The organism is Sphingomonas alpina (assembly GCF_014490665.1).
GTDB lineage: Bacteria > Pseudomonadota > Alphaproteobacteria > Sphingomonadales > Sphingomonadaceae > Sphingomonas > Sphingomonas alpina.
Map to the genome: position 1 here is coordinate 3,489,636 of NZ_CP061038.1, position 21,477 is coordinate 3,511,112.

The window sequence follows — 21,477 nt, forward strand, 5'->3', positions numbered from 1 at the left end:
GCACGCAATGTCCCACCATATCCTTGTCGTCGATGATGACCCCCATATCCGCGAGCTGCTCAGCTTTGCGCTGACCAAGGCGGGCATGCGGATCACGCAGGCAGCGGACGGCGAAGCGGCCTTTGCCGTAATCGCGGCCGATGCATCGACCCTGCCGATCGATCTGATCGTACTCGACATCAACATGCCACGCCTGAACGGGCTCGACCTGTGCCGCCGGTTGCGCGCCTCCAGCCTGCCACAGGCCGACCTGCCGATCCTGTTCCTCTCGTCGCGCGACGATGAGATCGACCGCATCGTCGGGATCGAGGTCGGCGGCGACGATTATGTCGTGAAGCCTTTTTCGCCACGCGAAGTCGTCGCACGGGTCGGGGCAATCCTGAAGCGCCAGAACGGATCGAACGGCACGGCGGGCGCGAGCAAGCAGGTCGTTCATCGCCGCCTCGCGCTCGACCCCGAAGCATGGGAAGCACGCTGGGACGGCACAGCGGTCGCGACCACTGCGACCGAGTTCCAGTTGCTCCTGCTGCTCGCCTCACTGCCCAGCCGGGTGTTTTCGCGCGATGCGATTATCGATCGGCTGCACGGTCCGGGCTTTGCGGTGACGGACCGCACGATCGACAGCCATGTCCGCAACCTGCGCGCGAAATTCGTCCAGGCCGGATGCAGCGACCTGATCGAGACCCGCGCCGGCATCGGCTATCGTATCGGCGCGTGCGCCTGATCCGTCCGATCAAGGAGTTGGCCAAGCGCCATTGGCCGGCGCTGCCGCTGCGCACGATATTGTTCGGCACATTGCTGTTCGTCGCCGCCCTGCCCGGCTTTGGCGCGGTGTTCCTGCGCGTCTATGAAAACACCATCGTGCAGCAGACCGAGGCCGAGCTGATCGCACAGGGAGCGGTGCTGGCGGCGGCTTATAAATCCGCCTGGAATGACGGCAAGCAGGAGCCTCAGGCTCAACCTCTTGCGCCTGAACCGCCGCAAATCGACCTGCGCACCATGACTGTATTGCCGCCCGGCACGACCAATCCCGCAGATCATCCTGCCGACCCGCATGCGATTGCCGTGGCCCGACAGATGCAATCGATCGCAGATGATTCCGCGGCCGTGACGCTCGCGGCCGTGCGCCTGCTCGATCGCGACGGCATCGTCGTGCTAGGCCGGCGCGATCTCGGCCAGAGCTATGCCGGCGCACCCGAGGTCGGCCGGGCGCTGACCGGGCGCAGCGGAACGGTGCTGCGCCAGCGCCAGGAGTTTCGCGACGGCATTTTCTGGGAAACGATCAGCCGTGCGGCGACCATCCGTGTTCATCATGCTCGCCCCGTGATCGCGCAAGGGCAGATCGTCGGTGTGGTCATGCTCTCGCGCAGCCCGCGCGGATTGCTGCTCGGCATCTATCAGGATCGCGGCAAGATCGCGCTCGGCGTGGCGCTGATCTTCGGCACGTTGCTGGTGTTGGTGGCGCTGCTCTCGCGCGGCATCGCCCGGCCGATCGCGACTCTGACCCGCGCCACTCAGGCGGTCGCGCAAGGGTCGAGCGAGATTCCCGAAACGCCACCGACCGCCGCGATCGAGATTCGCGAATTGTTCGACAATTTCCGTATCATGGCCGATCGCATTGCGCTGCGCTCGCGCTATCTGCGCGATTTCGCGACTGCCGTGAGTCATGAATTCAAGACTCCGATCGCCGGTATTCGCGGGGCGCTGGAACTGCTCGACGATCATTGGGCAACGATGGATGCGGAGGATCGCCGCCGCTTCATCGCCAATGCCAGTGCCGATGCGGAACGGCTGCAGCGCCTGACCGACCGGCTGCTCGACCTTGCTCGCGCCGATATGGCGAAAGGCGACAGCGCGGCAATCGCGGATATCACCCCGATCGCCCGGCGCGTCGCCGCGCGCTTCGGAACAATGCAGGTGTCCGTCACCACCGACCTGACCAGCGCGCTCGCCCGCATTGCGCCCGAAGTGCTTGAAACCGTCCTCGACACGCTCGTCACCAACAGCGCCCAGGCCGGCGCGCGCACCGTGTCGATCGCGATCGACCTGGCGGGCGACGCTATCGTGATCGTCGTGCATGACGACGGCCCCGGCATCCCACCCGCCGATGCCGAACGCGTGTTCGAACCGTTCTTCACCGGGCGGCGCGAAAGCGGCGGCACCGGCCTTGGCCTGTCAATCGCCCGCTCGCTGCTCGCGGCTACCGGCGGCACGATTGCGATATTGCCAGCCAGAAAGGGTGCGGTGGTGGAGATACGATTGATGACGGGCGGCTAAGTTCGCGCCCGGCGGCAATCATATCTTATTAAATATCTGATATATAATAGATTTATTTGCAATCCGCCGAGATGGCGACGGAATAGGGGCTGACACATACCGGTGTCCCATATCTCCCGCCGCTCGCCCTCCCCGCGCACATGCTGATCCCCGCAGCGCTGTACCCGATTGCGATTCAACCATCACACAGGATCGGACATATCATCTCGCTGCCACCTCATCCCGAGTTGCGTGACGGACTCCCATGTAGTGGAGAAGCGCGCTAGATTTCCGCCACCACCGATCCTGCCGAAAGGATTCACATGAGAGAGTCTCGCATCACCCGGGCGATCGTCATGATGGTCGTGCTGTGCGGACCAATTCCCGCCTTCGCGTCCGATCAGGCTTCCGCACCGGTGGCGGCAACGTCAGCACCATCGGGCGCGCATGATTTCGATTTCCAGTTTGGCGAATGGCGCGTCCATCATCGCGTCAAGCGCCCCGCCACCAAGGACTGGATGGAATTCGATGGCACGAGCAGCGTGCGTCCGGTGATGGGCGGGTCGGCGAACGTCGAGGACAACCGGTTCGACAAGGCCAGCGGCGTAACTCGTGGCGTCGCGTTACGCGCCTTTGATCAAGAAACCGGCTTATGGGCGATCTGGTGGGTCGATGGCCGCGCGCCGCACGGCCCAATCGACCCGCCGGTCAAGGGGCGCTTCGACAAGGGTGTCGGCACCTTCTATTCCGACGGCGCGATTGACGGCAAGGCGATGCGCGTGCGCTACACTTGGAGCCGTATCACGCCCCGCTCGGCGCGCTGGGAACAGGCCTATTCGTTCGACGGGGAAAAGAGCTGGGACACCAATTGGGTGATGGATTTTGAACGAACCTCATAAGGTTACGCTACGCCCCGCGCGACCGACGGACAGCGATGCAATGAAGGCGATCCTGCAGGATAGTTTCGAGTCCGTCTGGCGCCCCAATATCTTCCCTGCCGCCGCGACCGCCTATCTCGATGAGGATCGGGGCGGCGCCTATGTCGATCAGTACGGCAAGGATTTCCGAGTGGCCGAACTGGATGGCGTGGTGGTGGGTCTGGCGCATTGGCAGGACGATTTCATTCATGCCCTGCATGTCGGATCGGCTTATCGTCGTTACGGCATTGGCGGACAGCTCATGGATTTGGCCGAAATGGAGATGGCTCGAGCCGGCATTGGACAGGCCCGGCTGGAGACCGACACGTTCAACGAGGCGAGTTGCGCATTTTATGGCGCTCGCGGTTATGCCGAGGCCGGTCGCTATCCCGATGAGGAATGGGATAGCGACCTGACCACGATCCTGTTCGTCAAACCCCTGCGCTGAGCCGCTAAAAGCTCAGAAGTGATAAGCGACAAAGAGGCCGCCCTGCCATTGGTCGGGCGATCCGCGCAGCTTCACGATCGGCGCGCGATCTGCATCGCTGAGCAGCCGCGTATAGCCGCCGGTTGCCGTCACCAGCCAGTGATCGGTCAGCCGATAGGTCAGTGCAAGCGAAGCGCCGGCATCCTTCATGCCCTTGTCGGCATTGAACACCGGCAAGCCGCTTCGCACGGACTGGGTTGGGGTCACGCTGAAAAAGCTGGCCATGTATTTCCGGTCCGCCCAGCTCGTCGTGCCGCTGGCCGACAAGGTGAGACGGTCGGCCAGATCGAAATCGACCCCCGCCTCGAGCTGCGCGACCAGACCATCATGTCCTCCCGCGACATCCTTGGCGACGGAGAGCTGCGCCCAGCTGCGGCCGACCTCGACACGGCCTGCACCACCGACCTCGATCGAGGTCCCGATATCGCCCAGTCCGGCAAGGTCCTTATTGCGGTCCTCCGGGCGGTCACGGCGATAGCGCGCGATCGGCCCGAATTTGAGCTTCGCGTCCTCGGACAGTTGGAACCGCAGAACGTTGACGCCGATTTCGGGCCCGCGAATATAGGCGAGGTCCTTATAGGCGACTGAAATGAACGGGAAGGGCTGCGCCTGAAAGTCGTTCGATCCTTCATAATCGGGTGCGTAGATCGCGCCCGCGCCGATCGTCACGTTCCAGTCGCCGTCATCGCCCTGATCCCGACTTTGGGCATTGGCGTGCGACGATGCGAGGATCGCCGCAGTCACGGCCATGCTCGAAAACATGATCAGCAGAAACCGCCCGAGGCCGGACTGGCGTGAATTCCCGCGCCGGATGGCCGGGTTGAAATACTCGATCATAAATGCTCCGCAGCTATCGTTTGCCGGGCTGCTTCTAGGGAGCGGAGGTCGCGAGCCGATAACCTGAGGGTGTCGATTTGTTACGGTATGTGTCCGGTGCAGACTCGCCGAAAAACGGACGCTATCTGCACATCATGGCGACCGCGCGCTTACCTCATATCCTTGTTGTGGATGACGATCGTCAGATCCGGACGATGCTTGCCCGCTATCTCGGCGATCATGGCCTGCGCGTCACCATGGCGGCAGACGGGCGTGAGATGATGGCGCTGTTCGGGGGCCATCAGTTCGATGTGGTGATCCTCGACGTGATGATGCCGGGCGACGACGGCTTCACCTTGTGCCAGCGGTTGCGCGCACGCAGCACCGTGCCGATCATCCTGCTCACCGCGCGCGACACCGAAACCGACCGGGTCATCGGACTGGAACTGGGCGCGGACGATTACGTGCCCAAGCCGTTCAACCCGCGCGAACTGCTCGCGCGGATCCGCGCCGCATTGCGCCGTGCGACGATGATGCGCGAGCGCGCCGACAGCGGAACCGCGATTCAGCATCGCTATCGCTTTGACGACTGGACGCTGGATCTGGCTCGACGTTCGCTCGTCTCTCCGCGCGGCGCGCGGGTCGATCTCACGACCGGTGAGTTCGACCTGCTTGCCGCGCTGGTCCAGCACCCTCATCATGTACTGAGCCGCGATCAGCTGCTCGATCTGGTCCATGGCCGCAGCAATCTCAACATCGATCGCAGCATCGATGTGCAGATCAGCCGGTTGCGTCGCAAGATCGAGGAAGATCCGCAGGAACCGATGCTGATCAAGACGGTGCGTAATGGCGGCTATGTCTTCACCGCTCGCGTTACAGCCGGGACGCCGATTGATGATTGACCTGGGACGGCACCTCGCCCGACTGCGGCTCGCGCCACGCATCGGCCTGGCCATTCTGCTGACCGTGATCGCGGCCTATCTGCTCAATCAGGCGTTGCGCGCGATGATTCCGCCACCGCCCTTTCTGTTCGTACAGCGCACTTGGCTGATCGACGCCGTCGCCGAGGGTACGAAGGCCGCACGACTGCCGGCCATCGATCGCTCCGCTCAGTTCGGCCAGCTTCCGGCAGCGCGTTATCTCGACTTCACGGTCCACCGTACGCCGCCGCCCGACGATGATCGGGGCCCCGAACTGGGCCGGCAATTGCGCCAGTCGATCGCAGATAGACTCGGCCTTTCACTCGATCGCGTGCGGGTCGCGACACGTACGTTCGACCAGGACAATGTGGAACGCAGCGCCCGCACCACCGTGGCGATCATTCCTGAATTGCCGGCGATGCTGACTGCCGAGACTCTGGCCAGCAATGAAAGCAGCGTCCTTGGCGACCTGCTGATGTCGGTGCGGCTGGACGATGGCACATGGCTGTCCGTCACGCAGCGCAGCCGGGGCGGGCCGTGGCGCCACTATGTCCGCTATACCTTCGGCATGCTCGGTTATCTGCTGATCATCATCCTCTTTTCGATGTGGATTGCCCGCAGCATCGTCGCCCCGCTCAGCCGGCTCGCCGCGGCGGCGGAGCAATTGGGCCGCAATCACGAACCGACCCTCATCACTGGCATGCGCCTGCCTGAATATGTCGCGATCGCCGACACCTTCAACACCATGCAGTTGCGGTTGAAACGCTTCATCGACGAACGCATGGGGATGCTTGCCGCCATTTCGCACGATTTGCGCACGCCGCTCACCCGGCTCCGCCTGATGGCCGAATATGTCGATGACCGCGAACAGCGCGAGCTGCTGCTGCTCAATGTCGGTGAGATGGAGACGATGGTTGCCGATGCACTTGCCTTCATGGCGGCCGAGGCGCGGCGCGAACCGATCGAGACACTGGACGTATCCGCGTTGCTGATCAGCCTGGCCGACGATTTCGGCGATATGGGGGAGGATGTCGGCTATTCGGGCCCTGAACGCATCGACCTGCCGTGCCGCCCGATCGCTCTCAAGCGCGCCTTTTCCAACCTGATCGGCAATGGCTGCAAATATGGCGGCGCAGTGCGGATCATGCTCGATGCCGCGCCCGATGCGGTGATCGTCGACATCCATGACAATGGTGCGGGGATCCCGCCCGATCAGGTCGAACGCGCCTTCACCCCGTTCGAGCGGCTCGAAACCTCGCGCAGCCGCGAAACCGGTGGGTCGGGCCTGGGACTTTCGATCAGCCGCGACATCGTTCGCGGTCATGGCGGGGATATCGATTTTATCTGGCCCGAGAACGGTTTTATCGTCCGGGTGACTCTGCCCCGACCCGATTCCCGCAATATGATAGCCACCCGCCGTCAAGCCGGTCCGTCGCCGCGGTCATAGTGCCTGTTTCGATGAAACAGGCCCCTGCCCTGTTCCGCTCCGTTTCGGCGTTGTTTTCGCTCGCGCGCTCGCCACCGGACTGATCCGGCAAAAGACAAATGCGGGGGCGGTCAAACCGCCCCCCGCACATCAATCAGAAGCGGAAACCAACGCCGATCAGGCCCTGGTGACGCTGAAGGTCGAGATCGTCGCCAGCGATGTCGCCAACGCTGTAGTTGGTGTAGACATACTCGGCCTTCACATAGGTGTTGGCGCTGACATTGACTTCATAGCCCACACCGAGGTGGAAGCCGTCGGCATTGCCGGCGAGATCGGTATCTTCGATCGACAGACGGCCGTTGCTGTAGCCACCCTTGGCATAGAGCAGACCCTTGCCAACCACGCCACCGACGCGAACACCGGCAGTGATGTTACGGCCGGCCTTGAGGCAGGTGCCGAGTTCGCATGCCTTGGTGGTCGACCCTTCGATGCCGGCATAAGCGCCAACCACGAAGCCCGACAGTGCCGCGTCATAACCAGCTTCGACGCCATAGTCGAAACCGGTCCGGCCCACGCTGTCACCGTCGAAGCTGAGGCGGACATGATCGACGCCGACGCGCGCTTCGACGCGGGCACCGCCCTTGAATTCTTCGGTCGCGTCCTGCGCCATTGCGGGCGTGGCGACTGCAAGCATGGCAACGGATGCCAACAAGAACTTGATCTTCATTGTTTTTCTCTTTCTGCGGAAAACCACTGCTTTTGCAGTTGGGGCGTGCCTTTACCGCGCCGAATGGCAAACGCAATCCGCTAATGCCATCTTGACTGCCGGTTATTCCCTGGGTGTTGCAGGCCTGCAACACAGTGGTGCCGACATCACACCCGGTCCGGCTTACAGCCGCAGCAGCCAGTCCCGTCGCCGCAACCACAGGGTAATCGCAATCGACACCGCGCCCGCGATCACCGCGAACAGCAAGGATGTCCAGGCCGGCGACAGACCAATTCTGCTCAGCGTCCCGAACGACAAGTCCCACAAACTGTCCTCTCCGACATTCTGGATCAACAGTCCCGCGAGCAGCGCCTGGACGACATAAAGCGTCAGCGCAGTCTGGCCGAGCAACGCCACGAAAAGCGCCGCGCGCAGGGCCCAAGCCGAAGCCGAAGCCGAAGCCGAAGCCGAAGCCTGGAGCCGTGACCATACAGCGCGCAATAGCCCCCACAGCGCCAGCCCCAGGCCGGTGGTGAGCAAAGCGAAACTCGGTGTCCATAGTGCCTTGTTGAACGGCCACCACAACGCCGCCACGCCGGCGAGTATGAGGCCGATTGCCGCCGCCGCGCCAATGAGGCGCAACGACGAGCCGCTCGTGCGCCCCCTGTGCTGCACCATCCGCTGCACCGTCACCCCGATCATCCCACTGGCGATTGCCGAAAGGGTCGATAGCAATCCTTCGGGGTCATAGTCGGGACGAAACGGTCGCCCGGGCAGCGCGAGCCGGTCGAGCCATGCACTCATTCCCTGCCCTTGCGCAAAACTCGCCACTGCCTCCCCCGGTGCGGGCAGAAACAACAACGCGCCATGGATGGTCAGGAGCAGCCCGGCGACAATCAGCGGAATCCGCCAGCCCTTGGTAAGGAGACACAGCCAGGCGCAGGCAAGATAAACAATCGCGATCCGCTGCAGCACACCAGCAACGCGTAACGCGTGCGGATCTGCACTGGGCCGATACAGCCAGTTGATCGCCACGCCGATGAGAAACAGCAGCACCGTCCGGCGCAGCACCGCGGCAAACGCGCCCTCCCGCGCACGCCGGTCGAGCGCCAGCGGTACGGCAAGACCGGCAGCAAGCAGGAAGAAGGGAAAGACCAGATCGGCAAGCGTGACGCCGTTCCAGGCGGCATGTTCGAACGCGCCGAACGCCACTGGTCCCGACCCCTGCAAGTTGACCAGCGTCATTCCGAGTATCGCCAGTCCGCGAAACGCATCGAGCGCGAAGTCGCGGCCATTGGTCGATGCTGCCGACATGGTCATTCCCCCTGTTTCCTCCAGGAAACAGGCCTCAGCCTAGCCTTGCCCGGTCAGCGATCAAGCGGAAGCGGCTTCGTCGATCAACGCCGCCACATCGGTCGGCAACGATGCCAGCGATGCATGGCTTGACTGAAGCGTGATGATCTTGCGCGCGCCGAGTTTGGCCGACATTGCGCGCTGGGCATCCGGCGCGATCATGCGATCCTCGCTCGAAACCTGATACCATGACGGCTTGCCCCGCCAGGCAGGCGCTGTGATGGTGTCGCCGAACGTCGCCGCAATCGGCGCCTTTTGGGTAACGCCCATCACCAGCCCTTCCTCCGCGGTCAGATCCTGGCAGAAGCTTTCATGGAACTTGTCGGGCCTCACCCAGAGGAAGCCGTCGTCATCAAGGAAGAGATTCTCGCCTCCTGGGGACGGATGCTGTGCGCTGATGCTGCCCGGGCTTTCGCCCGCATCCGGCGCGAAAGCAGCGATATAGACCAGGCCCACCACATTGTCGTGATTGCCGGCCGAGGTGATGACCGCGCCGCCATAGGAATGCCCGACCAGCAATACCGGCCCCTTGACCGACGCGATCATCTTTCGCGTGCGTTCAGCATCGTCGGCGAGAGAGGTCAGCGGGTTCTCCACCGCGCGAATGCCGGAATGGCCGAGCCGCGCGAGTTCCGGAATGACCTTCGCCCAGTGCGCCGCTCCGCCCCAGAAACCATGCACCAGAATGATCGTCGGCTTGTCCGCCATCTCGATACCTCCGATTCGTCCGATCCGGAGTCTGAACCTTGCATCCGATTATGCCAAGCAGGGCCGGCACCTGGTGGTCCGGTCCTGCCAATCGGATCATTTTTGCGGCTTATCGGCCGGCTTCGGTTCTGCTGTTTCAGTCGAAGTGGGAGCCGGCGCTGGCTGTGCCGCTTCGGCTGTGGGCGCCGGAGTCTGTGCAGTGCTCGCAACCGGATCGGCAGCGGGTGTGGTGGCCGGAGTCGGTGTGGCGGCCGGGGCCGGAGGGGTCGACTGCGCGTCTTGCGCGATAGCCGTCGAGGTGAAGCCGAGCGTGGCGCAGCCCGCAAGCGATGTCAGAATCAGGCGAGTCTTGATGGTCATTGCTATCTCCCAAAGCACGACGAACAGGATGTGGTCAGGATCGGCCAAAGGGCTCCGGCCGCAATAAGGTCGTGCCGATGGACCGGACCGGGGGGATGGGCCCGTCCATCGGACAAAGCGGCTATGACCGGCTATTGGGGGCCGCCAACGCCCATTGCGGCGACCGTCATCGATACGCGATGAACGTCCCGGTCCAGCTGCACTGACCCAAGGTAAAGATCATCAGGCGTCGAGACGCTTGAGCAACGTGCGCAAGCCACCACTGAATTTGCGCCCGACCGGCGCTTCACCCCCACTGGCCAGAAAAGCCGCCAGCGCACCGGTCGCCTTGCGCCGCAGACCGGAAATCGCGCTTCTGCGACAGATCGCCGAGCGATGGACGCGAATGAACGTGGCCGTATCGAGCTGTACTTCGAGCGCCGACAAGGTCATCCGCACCAATCCGCCGCGGCCGTCATTGGTGTGAAGCCGGACATAGTCACCCTGCGCCTCGATCCATTCGATCTCATCGACCCTGATGCGCACGGTTTCGCGGTGACGATGCGCCCACAGGCTCTCGATTGGAGTATCCGGATGGTCATCGCTAGTGGCGGATTGCCGGGCGCGGCCGTTCAGCCAATAGATCGCCCGATCGACCGCCTGCGCCAGCCGATCGGGTACCACTGGTTTCATCAGATAATCGGCCGCGTCGACCCCAAATGCCCGCACCGCGTGAGAATCGAACGCGGTCACGAAAATGATCGCGGGACGATCGCGCCCAGGCAGTCGGGCCACGAGATCGAACCCGGTCAAACCCGGCATGGCAATATCGAGGAAAAGGATATCGGGCCGCAGCGCGGCGATCATCGCCATCGCCTCGCTCGCCTTGCTGGTCACTCCGACGACGTCGACCTTGTCGAGCGGCGCCAGCGTTCGGGCCAGCCGCGCCAATGCCAGCGGCTCGTCATCGACCAGCATCGCGCGCAACCGGGTCATGCGCCCATCGCGATCGGCAAGCGGATTTCCGAACAGAAACCTCCTTGCGGCCTGACCGAGGTGGCCAGGGTGGCGCGGTCGCCAAAATGAACCGCCAGTCGATCGCGGACGTTGCGCAGCCCGACACCGGTCCCATCGGTTCGCGACGCCAAGGCCACGCCATCATCCTCGATCACGATTTGCACGTTGCCCCCGCATTGCATCGCCCGGATCGCAATGCTGGTCAGCGCTTCGGACTGCTCTACCCCATGACGCAATGCGTTTTCGACCAGTGGCTGCAGAATCAAGGCGGGTACAAGCGTGTCTGCCACCGCGTCGGGAATATCGACGATCACTCTCAACCGCTCCGAAAAACGCACCTGCTCGATCCCGAGATAGAAGCGCTGCAGCTCGATTTCCTCATGCAGCGGGATCAGTCGTTGCGGGTCACCGTCAAAGGTGCTGCGGACAAAGGCCGACAGGTTCAGCAGCATCACCTCCGCATCGGCATTGCGATGGTCGAGCACCAGCGACGAGATCGAATTGAGCGTATTGAACAGGAAATGCGGATTGACCTGATAACGGAGCGCAGCGATCTGCGCTTCCTGCGCCAGGCTCGTCATGCGCGACATATGCTGTCGCTGATCCTGGACCTGCCAATGATAGATCAGCGCGAGGTAGGTTCCCGTCCAGGCCAGGCAATAGCCAAGCCAGATCAGAACCCATTGCGCCATATCGGCAATGCTTAGCGGGCCGATTCCGGGCAAGGGCGCGATCACCCGGTTCATCAATGTGGCAAACGAGGTGAGCGCGAACGCCATCGCAATCGCTCCTGCCATGCCACACACGACCCACACCACGAAGGAGCGCGTGCGCAACCGATCGAGCAAGCGCACCATCACCAGGCACAGGATCGTGCCGAACGCGGCAGTGACCAGCCGGCGCGGACCGATCACGTTGAACGGCAGGTCGCTGACCAGCGCGGCGCGGATCGACAGCATCCCGAAGGTGAAGATCCAGAAGGCAGCGATCAGCAGCAGCGCGGACCGGCGACGCGGCGATATCCAGCGCGTCTTCTCCACCGGCGCGGAGCATGGAGTCGCTGCAATTTCAGAACGCGCCATATCGTTTTCGGTCGATCGCCGCATGATCTCACCCGCCCCGATCGGCCTTCTGCCGACTATGATCGACGTCTAGGACCTGCCGGAGAGATCGCCAAGCGAGCGATATCCCCGGTCCCCCATTGCCGTGAATCGGTCGAGCACCCACCTATGCCGCGTCCCACAGTGCACCATCCGGAGCCAGCATCGATGACCGAAGCCCCCGCCTATACGCCCCCAGTGTCTGGACCTGGAACAAGGAGAATGGCGGCGCCTTCGCCAAGATCAATCGACCGATTGCGGGGCCGACGCACGACAAGGACTTGCCGGTCGGCAAACATCCGCTGCAGCTCTATTCGCTCGGCACACCCAATGGCGTGAAGGTCACGGTGATGCTCGAGGAATTGCTCGAACTCGGTCACGCTGGCGCGGAATATGACGCCTGGCTTATCCGCATCGGCGACGGCGATCAGTTCGGCAGCGGCTTTGTCGACGTGAATCCCAATTCGAAGATTCCCGCGCTGCTGGACCGCAGCGGCCCCGAACCAATCCGGGTATTCGAATCCGGCGCGATCCTGATGCATCTGGCCGAGAAATTCGGCGAATTCCTGCCGACCGATCCGGCGAAGCGCGCGGAATGCTTGTCCTGGCTCTTCTGGCAGATGGGCAGCGCGCCGTTCCTCGGCGGCGGCTTCGGCCATTTCTTTGCCTATGCGCCGGTCAAGATCGAATATGCGATCGACCGCTACGCGATGGAGGTAAAGCGGCAGCTCGACGTGCTCGACCGGCGTCTGGCTGACAATGAGTATCTCGGCGGCACCGACTATACGATCGCCGACATCGCGACATGGCCCTGGTACGGCGCTCTCGCCCAAGGGCAGGCCTATGGCGCAGGAGAATTTCTGCAGGTGCAGAATTACAAGCACGTCCAACGCTGGACGGAAACGATCGCCGCCCGCCCGGCAGTACAGCGCGGGCGAATGGTCAATCGCGTGATGGGTGATCCGGCGAGTCAGCTTCACGAACGCCATGATGCGAGCGATTTTCTGAACCGGACGCAGGACAAGCTGGAAGCCGCGGCGGAATAATGGCCGACATCGTCAACCTGCGTGCTGCCCGCAAGGCGCAAGCCCGCGCAAGCGCGGCGACACAGGCTGACATCAATCGGGCGGCATTCGGCCGCACCAAGGCGGAGAAGCAAAAAACCGACCTGGAGGCCAATCGGCTCCAGGTCGGGCTCGACGGCGCGAAGCTGGAAAGAGACTAACCTCACGCCTGGCCCGGCTCACGCGATGCGGCCCGGGCCATGGACTTCCGGTGCGCTCACTCCGACATGAGCGTGCCTGACCTCGCTTTGCGGGGTTAATAGTAGCGCGGAATCGGTCCGCGTTGCGGCGTCTGGTCAGGCAGGTCGACCACCACCCGATCGACATAGCACCAGCCCCATCCCTCGGGCGGATCATAGCCCTCGATGATCGGATGATGCGTCGCGTGGAAATGCGCGGTGGCGTGGCGGTTCGGAGAATCGTCGCAGCATCCGACATGCCCGCAGCTCCGGCACAGCCGCAGATGCAACCACTCACTGCCCGTCGCCAGGCACTCCTCGCACCCGCGCGCGCTTGGTATAACCTGATTGATCGTGCTGCTATGGATGCAATCGCCGGACATGCCGATGCTATACCGCAATGCGGAGCCGCTACGCCAGCGGATCCGGATCGTCCGTATTTGCGTCTGAATGTCAGGCCCTGTTCGTGGAGAGGATCGCGCCAATGGACACGCCGCAAGACCCCGTCGCCATGTCCCCCGCCATGGCGATTGCCTATGCCATCGGCTTGCCCGCCACCCTCCTCGCTCTGGTCTTCGCGCCGGTTGGCAGCCTGAGCTGGTACCCGGGCTGGATTTTCATCGCGGTGCTGGCCATTGCCCTGGCGCTGTCGACACTGGCGGTGGCCAGGCTGAATCCAATCATCTTCCGCGCCCGCAGCCGGTTCCAGCCCGGGACCAAGGGCTGGGACAAGGCGCTGCTCTGGATCATGCTGCCGGCGATGACCGCGATCATACCGCTGGCCACGCTCGATGCCGGGCGGATGCACTGGTCGGCGATGTCACTGCCCTTGCAGCTGTTGGGCTATATCATGCTCATTGCCGGCATCGCCGGGACAGGCTGGGCACAGGCGGTCAACCCGTTCTTCGAGCCCGGCGTCAGGATTCAATCGGAACGGCATCAGCGTGTGATCGATTCCGGCCCGTACCGCGTCGTGCGGCATCCAGGCTATATCTCGGCGCTGCTCATGTTCTGGGGCATGGCATTGGCACTTGGATCCTGGTGGGCGACGGTTCCTGCGGCGATCGCCTCGGCGATCCTCGTGCTGCGCACCGCCTGGGAGGACCGGCTGCTGCAGGCCGAGCTTCCCGGCTATGCCGATTATGCGCACCGGGTGCGGTCGCGCCTTTGCCCGGCATCTGGTAGGCCAATGCTCCGCCAACAACCACTCGCTCATCCGTCACCGACTTGCCACAAGGCCCGCGCCTCTGCGGCGATGAGATCCGGATCCTCTTCCGGCCAAAACAGTTTCTTTCCCGCCAGTCGGCGCACGCCGCGCGAAGTGCCAAGTGTTCGATCGAGATAGGCGGGACTTTCGGGCGAGAAGATCGTGTCGTCGATGCCCCACAGAATCCGCGTCGGCACGCTGCTGCGCTGCAAACTGGAGGCAATGCCTGCCAGCGCGTTACGTTCCAGTGCGACCGCATAGGCTTCGACCAGTCTCTTGCGCCGCCGTGTGGCAATCAACGGGGTCAAATAAGTCGAGATCGCTTCGTCGGTCAGCTGTGCCGGATCGGAAAAACACATCCCGCCAAGGCCGGACGGCGAGCGCGCCAACGCATGATCCGCCTGCCATGGCACCAGCCACTCATCGGCGTACCGGCCCTTTTTGGACAATTCGATCACCGGCAGCAAGGCCGGTGGCGGGCTATCGATCTCACTGTCGCAATTTGTCAGCAGCAACGTACGCACACGTTCCGGATGGCCTGTCATCAGCAACTGCGCGATCGCGCCGCCACTGTCATTGGCGACCAAGTCCACCCGGTCGATACCAAGTTTGTCGAGCAGCGAAATAATCATCGCCATCTGCGCCGCCGGACCGACATCCTGTCCCGTCGCGACTTCGGTATATCCCAATGCGAGGAAGTCGGGTGCGATGCAGCGGCGGTGCATCGATAGCCGCTCGATCGCATGGCGCCACTGGAAACTGTTGAGTGGAAAACCATGCAGGAACAAGGCAACTGGCCCGATACCGGCCTCGACATAAGCAATGCGTCCCGCCGGCAGGAGGGCGAAGCGGCGGATGCGGTCATATTCCTTTACGTGCAACGAATCCGCACTGACAGCGCCGGGGTGTGCCCATATCTTTGAAGCATGGCAGGATAGCGCAACACCGCCCACGGCGCCCGCCATGGACTTCAGGAAAGCGCGGCGATTATTTGGGCGCGAATGAGGCATCGCGATCATACCGGTCATGAAACATCCTCCGTGGAAGATCTCATCAACCACGACGGACGGGCACCTCGCTGTCGAAATCTTTAGCGATCTTTCGGCGGCATGGATGTCGGAAACCCGAAGCTCAGGCTGGAGAAGATTGTCTCGAAATCGGTCTCGCGCGATGGGGGCAGCGGTTGAGTCCAGATCGTGTTGAGCAGCCAGCTTCCCTGTGCGGGCAAGGTGAAGCGCGCTCGCCCCGTCGCATCGGTGCGGTGCATTTCGAACGGCGCGGCATCTCGCGCGAGATCGGTCAGCTTGACCAGCGCACCGGCAAGCGGACGTCCCTGGTAAAAAACGCGCACTGGCAGGGTCGCGGCACGCGGCAAGGCATAGGGGCTGCGTTCAGGCACGATCTCGAGCGTCAGCCCGACCGGCTTGAGAATCGCCGCCGATGCCGCGCTCGGTGGTCCGATCTGCACCAATGCCTTGGCGCGACGACCATAATTCTCCGATCCCTCCGCCGTCGTTCGCCCCATTGCCTGCCGCTGGCGCAACGCGGGAGTGAGCCCTTCGACGGCAAGATAATCGTTGAAGCGGATCGCCGGCAAATGGCTCTGCGCTTTGTCGTCGGTTTCGAGCACCAGCATATAGGTGCCCGCCCCGGACAGCCTGAAATCCCCGTCGCTTGCGGCATCGCCGAGATGCAGCCCGGCACGCAGGTCGATCCGCGCACCGTCGGGCGCGATCGCCTGAAAACGAGCGATCCGCCGGAGCGCGATCGGCGTGCGCTGGCGGAACGGGCCATGACCGACCTGCAGCGTCATCGTGATCGCCTGCGACCGTGGCCAATATTCGCTTGGCTGCACCCAGAAATCATGCGCGAGAACCGAGGATGCGGTGCCGACGAGGCCGGCAAGGCACAAAATTCTGAACGACTTCACACGCATATCCTATTCGAGATGATCGGGCAGGTAGCCCGGCGTAACGGGCAATAGCTGCAGGGCTGCGGCAAGCAGGGCGATGGCGATCAGCCAGCTCGATGCAACTTTCGCCGCAATTCCCGCTCCCCGCCTGGCCAACCATGTGGCGGGCAGCATGATCATTGCGGCGGCAAATGCGGACAGCAGATCGCGGGGCGAGCCGCCGAGCGCGATCACTGCACCGCTCCACAGGCCTGCATTGAGTGACAGCGTCGTGGCCATGCGTAGACCGCAGCCGCCAGGCAGATGCACCGCCGCAGCCGTAGCAACGAGACTGACCCAGCAGCCAAAGAACGCGGTGTCCAGCCATTCGCCAGGCAGCGGCAGCAAAAGGCCACCGGCCGCTCCGGCAATGATCACCCCGACCCCCATTGTCCGGGCCTGACGCGATGCGGACGACAACGCCAGTCCCCACCCCGCGCACAGCAGGGCTGCAGCCAATGCCGCGCCCCTCATCGCCCGATCGCCATGCACAGGAAGCAGATGCCGGCCATCCCAATTCCGCAACCCAGCAGGCGCGTCACCACCATGCCGCCCGGCCGCGCCGTGAGGAAGCCGAGGCCGATCCCTGCGACATGAAGCGACCCGGTCGCCAGCACGAACCCTGTGCTGTAGCCGATCGGATCGGCGGCCGAGGGCAACTCCACCCCATGGGCATAGCCGTGAAACAGCGCGAACAGCGCGACCACCGCTACGGCCACCCGAACTGGTGCCCGCCATGCCAACGCAATGCAGCTGCCCAGCCCGATCACCGACAGCGCGATGCCGATCTCCATCGGTGGCACCGGTACGCCGGCCATGCCCAGTACCGCGCCGCCAATCATCATCAGCGGAAAGATCACCGGCAGCAGATAGATCAGAGGCCGGCCAAGGAATGCGCCCCATAGCCCCACCGCCACCATCGCCAACAGGTGATCCATACCTGTGAAGGGATGGTAAAAGCCCGAAGCGAACCCGCCGGCAAGACCTGTCCCGTCATGCGCCATCGCCGGACTGGTACAAACCGTCATCCCTGCGATCGCTGCAGCCATGCACTTTCCTCCCGACCTCATGGTCAATATTTCGGCGCCGGGAGGGGCGTGACGTCGGGTGCGGCCAGGAAGGGAAAGATTGCGGCGGAATGCGTATGTTCGTCATGATGCACGCCATCATCGACGCCGGTCGGCGTGCCATTGACCAGCAACGAGCGATAGACGTTCACCGAGTCGTAATTGGGATCGCGCCCGCCACAATCGTTACGCAGAGCCGCCTCTCCGCCCAGCGCCGCTCGCTCGACCGCGAACAGCTGCGTGCAGACGTGCGATGCGGCGTTGACCCAGAGCCGGTCGTCGGCGAGCAACCTCGCCATCGTGCGATACCGTTGTTCCGGCGGCACCTTGGGGTCATTCAGCAACTGGTTGCCGCAACGCCCGTCAAAGCCGTCATACAAGCTCAAAGCCTGCTCAATCTCGGGTATGAACTCGGCCGATGTCGCTGGCGTCGCGGCGTTATATTCCTCTTTCAACGCATTGCCCACCTCTTCGGCTGCGATCGTGCCCAGCAGCGCATTGCCAGTCAGCGGCCGCCCGGCACGATCGATCTGTCGCGCTGATGTGGCGGTTGAAGACCATGTCGCCAGCATCGTGCCACCCTTGGCGACCAAATCGAGATCGACCGAGATGACGATCGACGCGGGCGTCCATCCGGCGAGAAGATTGCTCCCCGGTCCGCCGGCCGTGTGATTCCATTCGGTCAAGATCGCTTGCGAGCCCGCCTTGGTGAATTGAGGGCAACCCGCGGCATCCTTCTTCGCCCCGGCCTTCATCTCGGCAACCGCTTTGTCATATGCGGCGCGCGTCCCTTTCACATTGTTGAAAAAAGGATCGTCCCTCAGCCCGGCAAAGACTCTAAAATGGCGATTGCGGCTCTCCAGTCCCTGCAGATCGCGTGCGTCGCCCTGCGCTCGGTCGACCTTGTCGATCCGGCAATCCGCAACGTCGGCGGCAGCAAAGCGACAAATGATGGTCGTCGTCGCAACCGTCTTGCCGAACCGCGGCCCACTGTCGATGTGAAAAACATAATCCAGCCGGTCAGAGAAACTATGCCCGACGATGGTCATCACCAGATTGAGCCGCTTGCCGTCGGGTGCGGTCCAGGCATAGAAATCGCCGATATCGGCGCGCTTGTCGGCGATCACCGACGGCGTATCGAGATGATCCGAGGCTCGTGCCGCCCCCGTTATCAGCATACCCGCCGTCAACGCCGCAGCGGTCAGAATTTCGTTGCGCATCTCTGCCTCCTTGTGGAGGCAGGAGCTTTGCCGCGAACATCTGCCCGCCGCTGTCGGAATCTTTAGCGGATTCTCTCCCGAACGAGAGGCGCCCTAATGCGCGAGCGCGCTCCGCCGAAAATCGGAGGGTGACCGGCCATAGGCCTCGCGGAATGCAGCGCTGAAATGGCTGTGGCTGGAAAATCCGAGATCGAGCCCAAGCATGGTCAGATCCTCGCACCCCGGCAGGAGATCAAGTGCACGCGCCAATCTCAGCCGCAACTGATAGCGATAGAGCGGAACGCCCTCGACCTGCTGAAACACCTGGGTGAGATAGACCGGAGATCCGCCGACCTCCGCAGCGATATCCGCCAGCGTCCAGCGTCGTGCAAGATCGCTCGCCAGTACCAGCTTCGCTCGATCAGCGAGCCGCTGGCGACCGATGCTCGCGCCCGCGACATGCGTTGTGCGTGGTCCGAGCGCATGCTGCACCAGGTCCAGAGCCAGACTCTCGGCCTCCAGTATCTGGGTCGATCGATGCTGTAGCCGATGGCGCAATAACGCGACCAGCGCTTGCGTGCGCGGATCGACCCGCAGCCGATGATGTCGAAAAGCAACGGGCCCGCGATCGTGCAGCAATGCCTGAGGCGTCAATTCCCGTAACAGAGGTTCGTCGATCGCCAGCGACAGGCATGCGTCACCTCCGGCCACTGGGTGGCTGATGCTATAGCCTTCATCGGTATTGAAAAAGAGCATCTGGTTCGCCTCGGCAATTGCCTGGTCGCGACCCAGATGCCGCGCATAGACGCCACGATAGGGAAACACGATCTCGGTCGCGGTCGCGCATTCTTCCGGGCTACGATGCCGGCAATTGCCCCGGCAATGTATATCGCGGACCGTAACGGCAGGTGTCGCAGCCAGCGCAATAGCCTCGACTTCGGGCAAGGGGGCGGTGGATTCGCTCACTGCGTATCGCTGCACCATGGCTTTTGCCGATGCAATACGCTGTTGCGGATTGATCGGAGATACGATCCGCCCGCAATGGACAGCGTGAGGTCGGGGGCTGCCGCCCCCGACGATCAACGCTTTGGCCGACACCCCTTGCGCCGGGCCGTGACGCTGATCGGAACCTCCTTCCACGCCCTCCCTTTTGGCGCGCTGGTCACGAACACCCGGTTCGGCTCATGATAGGCGCTGCTGGTATAAACCGGGTGAGGGGCAATATAGGCCCTTGGCTGCGCCCCCGTCACCGCGCGAGCCTCAGCCATTGGTCTGGTTGCCCGCCGTCACGCCGGCGGTGATCTTCCCCAATGTCGGAGCGGCGCCGGCGACGGTATATTTCAACCGCGCATAGCGTTCGTCAGTGCCGAGCGGGATCGAATCCGGCAGCAGCAGCTTCGCCCCCGCCGCCAGATCGGCCACCGCGTAAGCGGGCGAGGTCCATACTGTCTTGGCACTGGCGAAGCCGGCATTATCGTCCGTCTCTACCGTGATCGTCAGCGAGGTGAGATTGTTGAAGCTCTCCGCCACCGTCACCTTGAGGGGTACGGCGGCGCCTTTGCCGATATCGCGGACGATCGCCGCCACTGCACCGTAGACGGTGCCGGTCGCGCCAAGGTCGACGATATTGGTCGAGACCGTCGTAGCCGTCACGGCCTGGACGTTCGAAAAGAGCGTGGTTGCATCCATGATCATGTCGGGAATCTCCTGAATTTTGAAAGAGAGGGCGGCGTCACGCCTCAGATCACGCGTGCTTCGGCGTTGATCAGCGCATCGGTCTCGCGGATCGGAATGCCGCGGTACGACAACACTTCCTGCCCCTGGAGTTCCATGGGTTTGAGCATCAGCGCCCCATTGGCGGTGTTGGTGCCGAGCGCATCCAGCGCGGAAAGCACGTCGCGATTCATATAGATCACCGTGCGCCCTTGCGCCGGCACATCGCCGCTCATCTTCGCGGCACGACGCCCCTGCAGCTTGTAATAAGCCTGGCGCATGAACTTGTAGAGATCGACCGTACCCGCCAGCGTATCGGAATAATCGACATTGGCGATACGCGTGTTGAAGCGCCAGTCGCGTACCGCGACGCCCACATGCTGGCGGAACAATTCCTCCTTCACATAATAGACATTGCCATTGGCGTCGGCGGTGCGCTGCTCGCCTTTCTCCTCGCGCGTCACGCCGGCCTTGGTACCCTTTGGGTGAATCAGCGTGGTATAGTTGTCGCCGTGCGTGACGAACCAGATGCTGGTATTGTCGGAACCGCTGCCTCCGGCATCGACGATCTGGTTGCCCGCGCCCGCGCCACCGATCTTGCCGTAGCGTGCCGCCAGGCCCTTGAAGCGTTCCGGCGTGGTGACGGTGTCGTGATAGAAGAAGCCGCGCTGCACCTCTTGTGCCATCGCTTCGAGATAGGCGCGGCCTTCGGACAGGCGCACCGCCGCCGGGTTGGGGGAGATGTCGAGCAGTCGGGTATCGACCGTCGAAAGCCCTTCGACGAAGCCGGTCGTATCATCAACCTGCTGCGTGGTGCTCTTCGACTGCGGAATGCCTTGATAGAGCATGCCCCAGCTCACGGTGGGCAGGCCGGTACGGATGGTGTGGCGATGCACCGTGCCCATGTTGCACTCGGCGGTCACCGCGTCTTCCATCAGCGGATTGAGCTGGCGCAGCACCTCGATCACCTCGCCGGTCTGCGCGTCGCTGCCGCCCGCGCCCTTGTACATATCGATGAGGTTGAGGAATGAATTACCGATCGTGGCCATGAC

Annotated in this window: 24 protein-coding genes and 1 pseudogene; 9 read left to right on the top strand and 16 right to left on the bottom strand. The window is 63.1% G+C overall.

From position 1 onward, the window contains the following. Positions 1 to 7: 7 nt before the first annotated feature. From H3Z74_RS16260 to H3Z74_RS16275, 4 genes are all read left to right on the top strand, one after another. Positions 8 to 724, top strand: a complete 717-nt coding sequence (locus H3Z74_RS16260) for a response regulator transcription factor (protein WP_187764367.1) — start codon at positions 8 to 10, stop codon at positions 722 to 724. Further along, positions 715 to 2,277: a HAMP domain-containing sensor histidine kinase gene (locus H3Z74_RS16265; protein ID WP_229726629.1), complete on the top strand. Its 1,563-nt coding sequence runs from the start codon at positions 715 to 717 to the stop codon at positions 2,275 to 2,277. Before H3Z74_RS16260 ends, H3Z74_RS16265 begins: the two co-directional genes overlap by 10 nt. 302 nt (positions 2,278 to 2,579) lie before the next feature. Next, a complete protein-coding gene (locus H3Z74_RS16270) occupies positions 2,580 to 3,155 on the top strand; it encodes a DUF1579 domain-containing protein (protein WP_229726630.1) in 576 nt (191 codons plus the stop codon). A gap of 40 nt (positions 3,156 to 3,195) precedes the next feature. Then, positions 3,196 to 3,621 carry a GNAT family N-acetyltransferase gene (locus H3Z74_RS16275; protein ID WP_187760627.1) on the top strand — a complete coding sequence of 142 codons (426 nt, stop codon included), beginning with the start codon at positions 3,196 to 3,198 and terminating at the stop codon, positions 3,619 to 3,621. Between the two features lie 12 nt (positions 3,622 to 3,633). Here H3Z74_RS16275 and H3Z74_RS16280 read toward each other — a convergent pair whose 3' ends face one another. Then, positions 3,634 to 4,497 (bottom strand): MipA/OmpV family protein, encoded by an 864-nt coding sequence (locus H3Z74_RS16280; RefSeq protein ID WP_187760628.1) that lies wholly within the window; start codon positions 4,495 to 4,497, stop codon positions 3,634 to 3,636. 134 nt (positions 4,498 to 4,631) lie between these two features. Here H3Z74_RS16280 and H3Z74_RS16285 point away from each other — a divergent pair, with 134 nt between their 5' ends. Then, complete coding sequence (locus H3Z74_RS16285) at positions 4,632 to 5,378, top strand: response regulator (protein WP_187760629.1); 747 nt, start codon at positions 4,632 to 4,634, stop codon at positions 5,376 to 5,378. Next, positions 5,371 to 6,843 carry a sensor histidine kinase gene (locus H3Z74_RS16290; RefSeq protein WP_187760630.1) on the top strand — a complete coding sequence of 491 codons (1,473 nt, stop codon included), beginning with the start codon at positions 5,371 to 5,373 and terminating at the stop codon, positions 6,841 to 6,843. The genes H3Z74_RS16285 and H3Z74_RS16290 overlap by 8 nt, the downstream gene beginning before the upstream one ends. A 133-nt stretch (positions 6,844 to 6,976) precedes the next feature. Here the strand turns inward: H3Z74_RS16290 and H3Z74_RS16295 are convergent, their stop codons facing one another. From H3Z74_RS16295 to H3Z74_RS16320, 6 genes are all read right to left on the bottom strand, one after another. Continuing rightward, positions 6,977 to 7,549 carry an outer membrane beta-barrel protein gene (locus tag H3Z74_RS16295; protein ID WP_187760631.1) on the bottom strand — a complete coding sequence of 191 codons (573 nt, stop codon included), beginning with the start codon at positions 7,547 to 7,549 and terminating at the stop codon, positions 6,977 to 6,979. Between the two features lie 162 nt (positions 7,550 to 7,711). Further along, complete coding sequence (locus H3Z74_RS16300; protein WP_187760632.1) at positions 7,712 to 8,848, bottom strand: heparan-alpha-glucosaminide N-acetyltransferase domain-containing protein; 1,137 nt, start codon at positions 8,846 to 8,848, stop codon at positions 7,712 to 7,714. Positions 8,849 to 8,902: 54 nt separating this feature from the next. Next, positions 8,903 to 9,589: an alpha/beta hydrolase gene (locus tag H3Z74_RS16305; protein ID WP_187760633.1), complete on the bottom strand. Its 687-nt coding sequence runs from the start codon at positions 9,587 to 9,589 to the stop codon at positions 8,903 to 8,905. Between the two features lie 96 nt (positions 9,590 to 9,685). Further along, complete coding sequence (locus H3Z74_RS16310) at positions 9,686 to 9,997, bottom strand: hypothetical protein (RefSeq protein ID WP_187760634.1); 312 nt, start codon at positions 9,995 to 9,997, stop codon at positions 9,686 to 9,688. 174 nt (positions 9,998 to 10,171) lie between these two features. Then, positions 10,172 to 10,924, bottom strand: coding sequence for a LytR/AlgR family response regulator transcription factor (locus H3Z74_RS16315; RefSeq protein WP_187760635.1), 753 nt, complete (start codon positions 10,922 to 10,924; stop codon positions 10,172 to 10,174). After that, the gene (locus H3Z74_RS16320; RefSeq protein WP_187760636.1) at positions 10,921 to 12,027 is read right to left on the bottom strand and encodes a sensor histidine kinase; all 1,107 of its coding nucleotides are present in this window, start codon (positions 12,025 to 12,027) and stop codon (positions 10,921 to 10,923) included. The genes H3Z74_RS16315 and H3Z74_RS16320 overlap by 4 nt, the downstream gene beginning before the upstream one ends. Before the next feature lie 182 nt (positions 12,028 to 12,209). Here H3Z74_RS16320 and yghU point away from each other — a divergent pair, with 182 nt between their 5' ends. Together yghU and H3Z74_RS16330 are read left to right on the top strand one after the other, a co-directional pair. Next, positions 12,210 to 13,091: a glutathione-dependent disulfide-bond oxidoreductase gene (gene yghU / locus H3Z74_RS16325; RefSeq protein WP_187764369.1), complete on the top strand. Its 882-nt coding sequence runs from the start codon at positions 12,210 to 12,212 to the stop codon at positions 13,089 to 13,091. Further along, positions 13,091 to 13,270, top strand: a complete 180-nt coding sequence (locus tag H3Z74_RS16330) for a DUF4169 family protein (RefSeq protein ID WP_187760637.1) — start codon at positions 13,091 to 13,093, stop codon at positions 13,268 to 13,270. Before yghU ends, H3Z74_RS16330 begins: the two co-directional genes overlap by 1 nt. A gap of 95 nt (positions 13,271 to 13,365) precedes the next feature. On the opposite strand, the gene H3Z74_RS16335 is transcribed toward H3Z74_RS16330, so the two are convergent. Next, positions 13,366 to 13,671 carry a UBP-type zinc finger domain-containing protein gene (locus H3Z74_RS16335; protein WP_187760638.1) on the bottom strand — a complete coding sequence of 102 codons (306 nt, stop codon included), beginning with the start codon at positions 13,669 to 13,671 and terminating at the stop codon, positions 13,366 to 13,368. A 467-nt stretch (positions 13,672 to 14,138) separates the two neighbouring features. Here H3Z74_RS16335 and H3Z74_RS24465 point away from each other — a divergent pair. After that, positions 14,139 to 14,345: pseudogene (locus tag H3Z74_RS24465) on the top strand (methyltransferase family protein); the annotation flags it as partial. A 155-nt stretch (positions 14,346 to 14,500) separates the two neighbouring features. Here the strand turns inward: H3Z74_RS24465 and H3Z74_RS16345 are convergent. The 8 genes from H3Z74_RS16345 to H3Z74_RS16380 form a co-directional block, all read right to left on the bottom strand. Continuing rightward, positions 14,501 to 15,460, bottom strand: a complete 960-nt coding sequence (locus tag H3Z74_RS16345) for an alpha/beta fold hydrolase (RefSeq protein ID WP_187760639.1) — start codon at positions 15,458 to 15,460, stop codon at positions 14,501 to 14,503. Between the two features lie 125 nt (positions 15,461 to 15,585). Further along, complete coding sequence (locus H3Z74_RS16350; RefSeq protein ID WP_229726631.1) at positions 15,586 to 16,425, bottom strand: DUF4198 domain-containing protein; 840 nt, start codon at positions 16,423 to 16,425, stop codon at positions 15,586 to 15,588. Positions 16,426 to 16,434: 9 nt separating this feature from the next. Further along, complete coding sequence (locus H3Z74_RS16355) at positions 16,435 to 16,905, bottom strand: hypothetical protein (protein WP_187760641.1); 471 nt, start codon at positions 16,903 to 16,905, stop codon at positions 16,435 to 16,437. 11 nt (positions 16,906 to 16,916) lie between these two features. Next, on the bottom strand, positions 16,917 to 17,495 hold the full coding sequence (locus tag H3Z74_RS16360) for a HupE/UreJ family protein (protein WP_187760642.1): 579 nt from the start codon (positions 17,493 to 17,495) through the stop codon (positions 16,917 to 16,919). Positions 17,496 to 17,518: 23 nt separating this feature from the next. Continuing rightward, positions 17,519 to 18,733, bottom strand: a complete 1,215-nt coding sequence (locus tag H3Z74_RS16365; protein WP_187760643.1) for a DUF4331 family protein — start codon at positions 18,731 to 18,733, stop codon at positions 17,519 to 17,521. A 93-nt stretch (positions 18,734 to 18,826) separates the two neighbouring features. After that, on the bottom strand, positions 18,827 to 19,678 hold the full coding sequence (locus H3Z74_RS16370) for a helix-turn-helix transcriptional regulator (RefSeq protein ID WP_229726632.1): 852 nt from the start codon (positions 19,676 to 19,678) through the stop codon (positions 18,827 to 18,829). A gap of 294 nt (positions 19,679 to 19,972) precedes the next feature. Continuing rightward, a complete protein-coding gene (locus tag H3Z74_RS16375; RefSeq protein ID WP_187760645.1) occupies positions 19,973 to 20,407 on the bottom strand; it encodes a Bbp16 family capsid cement protein in 435 nt (144 codons plus the stop codon). Between the two features lie 44 nt (positions 20,408 to 20,451). Next, positions 20,452 to 21,474 (bottom strand): major capsid protein, encoded by a 1,023-nt coding sequence (locus tag H3Z74_RS16380; protein WP_187760646.1) that lies wholly within the window; start codon positions 21,472 to 21,474, stop codon positions 20,452 to 20,454. Positions 21,475 to 21,477 lie beyond the last annotated feature (3 nt).